Source organism: Shigella sp. FC1661 (assembly GCF_001712525.1).
GTDB lineage: Bacteria > Pseudomonadota > Gammaproteobacteria > Enterobacterales > Enterobacteriaceae > Escherichia > Escherichia coli.
This window is the reverse complement of the sequence record NZ_MDGW01000193.1, coordinates 1-3980: the sequence shown is the minus strand read 5'-3', so window position 1 is coordinate 3980 and position 3980 is coordinate 1. Positions and strand designations below refer to the sequence as shown.

Here is a 3980-nt window from a genome sequence, read left to right as displayed (position 1 = left end):
CTTTCTGTTCCATAACAGGTGTCCACTAGTTGAAAAGGTGGGCACCTACGTTACCAATACAGGCTTAATGGCTACATACGGCGGTCAGTTTACGCTTACGTCCTAAAGTGCCTTCAGGAACAGATAATCGGGAAGCGCCTTCACTGATCGAAAGCTGATTTTCAGGAACCGTTTTGACGGCTTCGGCTTTAAACTCCGTAGAGTAACGTTGGGTTTTTCTGCTCATTATTGGCTCCTTCTGATGCCATTCTATTTCAGGAAGGAGTGTCCGTTAAACTCAGGCTACCTCAGATAAGCTTGATACAACTGGTCTGGTATATACAGTTTCTTTGAGTGCGGTTACGTCCACAGAGGTAACGGTAAAAGTAACCCCTTGTCGGGACCACTCCGACCGCGCACAGAGGCATTTTCATCGCTGACAGGCCGCATTGCCTCGCAGGGCTGGAGGAGGATCGGTGATATCCGGACGACCGTACCGGCTTACGCCGGGCTTCGGCGGTTTTACTCCTCTGCCATGTGCAACAACGGAGTGCCGCCTTACATGCCGCTGGCGCGGCATATCCTGGTAACATTTTTGTTGATACCACCTTCCGGCCTTATCCTGACCAGTGGGCTTTCCTGGCATCGATGATACCGATGAACGCGCATGATATTGAGCCGACGATATTACGGGCAACTGGAAATACTCACCCTCTGGATGTGACCTTTATCCATGAAGAAGATTTGGCCATACCATGGAAACCTGAACAATCATCAGTTTACGCCCATGTAAACCCCTACGGGATATTTGAACTCGATATGGAAACAAGGTTGCCAATCGAGGTGGTTGCCTGAAAGTTGGCAGTTACCCGGTCACTACACCTTGTTGGAGTGAACATATCAAAAACAGGTAATTACACAATTTAAATTACAGTCTCATAAAAAATGATTAAATCTATTTATTATTTCAATAAACGTTTTTTTCATCTTCTTTGAAAATTGTTCTGCTATAGTATCCGGTTCCAGATTGTTCTCTTTTATTATTCTACAATACTCTAATATTGTTTCTTTGTCTCTATTTACTACAGATGCAAATACACCAGGAATACCATCTTTATTAGTTGCGGACAGCATTTCGACCAATCGTCTTGTGGTAAAACTATAGTTTTTTAGAATATTACAAAAGGCACGTATTGTTTCGGTATGGCCATTATAAAATGCCATAAAAAGTCCTGATGTACCGTTGGGATTTTTTATCCATAATAATTCATCTATATATTCCTGGTGAGGGGGGAGTATTTTTAGTATATCTCCATACGCCATAATGGCCTTTGTGTGCCCATTTTGAAGTGCCATAAACAACCCATGCTTTACTTTCAATAATTCTTTAATTTGTTCACTACTAAGCATTTTCTTATTAAGCAGACTTCCGAACATACGAATACTATCTGCATGTCCATTCTGCAATGCAAAAAATAACCCAGGTAAATCATGGCTGTCTTTCGCAGCTAATAGATATAATCTCTTATCGGAAGTTAACGGGGTTTTAAAGACTATTTCCCCATAGGCTTTTATTGTGTCTACATGTCCGTTCATAAAAGACATGCATAAACCCGGCACATTGTTTGCCCCTACCGCAGCAAGCAATGTAAGTATTGTTTCTTGACTAAGATTGCACATATTTAATATCTTACCATATACTTGAATAATGTCTGAACATCCGTTTTGAAGTGCTATATAAAATGCAGGAGTACCATCAGAGCTTCTCGTGGCCAGAAGGTTCACCAGTTTAGATTGAGAAATTTCACCATTTTTGTATTTTTCCATCAGTATAAATAATACTTCTGTCAGATTCTTTGTTATCGCATGATATATAACTCTGGAATTGATCAATTCATCTGGTAAAAGTTTCACTGTGTTTGTTAGAGGGGAATTATGCCTATCTTCAAATATTACCTGCCCGGGTTGCTCCAGACCATAAATTTTCCAATAAAAATCATCAAAAAAATCCTTAGCGGATAATTGACTCAGTTCGAAATGGCTATCACAAGTAAATACAGTACGTTTATGAGTAACAGTTCGATTAGGATCGAAAAACTGAACAACCCATTTTTCACTTTCTTGTACGCGCTTTATTTTCAACCCTAACGCCATTTGGTGGTTTAATGTGCATGCTGATAATGTTCTGACAAAGTCTCCATTTTTTTTCATGTTATAAAAAAAATTAGTAATAACTGTTCCCCACTTTTTATTTTCCACAAAATAAATATAAGCTGGTGATTTTGAAAAATCTTCCGTTTTTTCCAAACATACATTTTTTGCAATAGCATCAGGGGTGCTAAGAAGCTGATAGTTTACCTTCCCATTTGTTTCCATAAAATTCATTTCCCAATAGGAAGCTAGGTGACGGCAAACTATTTGTCTTCCATATATATCTTTTGCCACTCCATTTATATTTACCTTCACATTTCTCTTTTCTGAAAAATAAGGTGCTGTTTTATTCTTAAACTGAATTAGTTCACTGGAGTTTGAGACCCTCATAATAGAACTTGTTATTGTTCTATTATCTCTGTTAACAGACATATCTGTTGATAACGAATTTTTTGTTGAAAATATACTAGATGAAAATGTTTTATTTAACGGCATAGAAGACAACCATAGAGATGTTATAATACTATTAGATTGCAGTTACTAATAGTAAAAGCCTCCTTACAAGGAGGTAGCTTATTCAGAATGCTCCTATAAGATAGCGAGCTCGTCAACGATACAGATGATCTGATTATATAGTGCAAAAGGAGAACAGGAAAATAGGCACTGGAAAAGATGAAGGCCTGATGGGAGCATTAACTAATGCAAAATCCGACAGGTTAATATCCCGAAAAGCAATCAAACGACTCAAACAGGAGATGCACGCTGAAGTGGTGGACAACTGTTCGGATTTCAGATGAGTAGCTCAGCAGTTTATGAGCCGAATGCTCTGTCACGGTCAGGAATCAGGCTGCATACGCTGTGCCAAATCTAATCGTAGTTATTCTAACCAGTTTTCAAGCTACAAGGTGGTGTAGCTGGCATCTTCTCTACTCTATCATCAAACGATAAAATGGTTCCTCTCGTAACATTTGCTCTTGCCTTTCACTTCCATCTCGATCGCTTCGTAGTTCATTACGATAGCTGACATATTTCCAGTCTTCAGGTCTAACATCTGACGCCGGATACTCCCCGGGAGCGATTTTGCTTCTTAATAGATTAGACTCGAGACACATTATAAATTGTCGTATTTTATGAAGTAATAAAGCACTATATTGCGAGCATTCCTGATCTGATTTTACATATAGCGTAAACTGAGCTCCTATCCCCACACGAGATTGCTGAGAAACTCGATTCATATCAGTTATCTTCCATTTATCTATAGGACTGTCCTCTGAAAATAATAAACCAGACAAAATTTGGAATGCCAGAGGAACTTGCTCCCTAGCTATACTAATATGAAACTTGTCCCCAACAAAATCCCCCTTACTCTGAGGATTTTCACGACATGCATGAATAAACACATCTCCACTATGGTTCACAATCTGGAATCCTTGGTACATGACAGAAAAAAATTGACATATATCAGAGTAAGTTGGCACGTTCGATGCTACTTTGAAATAGTACGCTGGGTATTGCCGTATTTGGTTGTACAATATATTGAAGTTATTTTTCAATCTTTCATTCGCAGAAAGCATCTGCGGTATTTCAGACCTCACAACATTCAAAGAATCTAAATTTAGTTTTAGACAGGGCTTTTTTATGGGCATAGAAAACGTCCTCTATAAAATAGATATATTATCTTATATTGATTGTTTATCATCTTTTATAAAACGATACATTATATGTAATGTATGTAAGCGTAAGGGTCTTCTCCGATCATGGTGGGAAGGCTTAGAACGCCATATTCAGTTTCCCATAGTGGAACATCACTCCCAGCTTAAAGCGCTCCCGGTTGCGGTAGCCCTTGGCTT

At 38.8% G+C, this 3980-nt stretch carries 2 protein-coding genes and 2 pseudogenes; 1 reads left to right on the top strand and 3 read right to left on the bottom strand.

The genetic code is table 11. The annotated features are described in order from the left end of the window. Positions 1-97: 97 nt before the first annotated feature. A pseudogene (locus tag BFF42_RS12200) lies at positions 98-226 on the bottom strand (transposase); the annotation flags it as partial. 338 nt (positions 227-564) lie between these two features. Between BFF42_RS12200 and BFF42_RS28290 the strand changes: the two are divergent. Beyond that, positions 565-756 (top strand): annotated as a pseudogene (locus tag BFF42_RS28290) (hypothetical protein); the annotation flags it as partial. A gap of 159 nt (positions 757-915) precedes the next feature. On the opposite strand, the gene BFF42_RS12190 reads toward BFF42_RS28290, so the two are convergent. Next, the gene (locus BFF42_RS12190; protein ID WP_012421777.1) at positions 916-2625 is read right to left on the bottom strand and encodes a ShET2/EspL2 family type III secretion system effector toxin; all 1710 of its coding nucleotides are present in this window, start codon (positions 2623-2625) and stop codon (positions 916-918) included. A gap of 431 nt (positions 2626-3056) precedes the next feature. Continuing rightward, on the bottom strand, positions 3057-3776 hold the full coding sequence (locus BFF42_RS12185; protein WP_001121865.1) for a type III secretion system effector phosphothreonine lyase: 720 nt from the start codon (positions 3774-3776) through the stop codon (positions 3057-3059). Positions 3777-3980 lie beyond the last annotated feature (204 nt).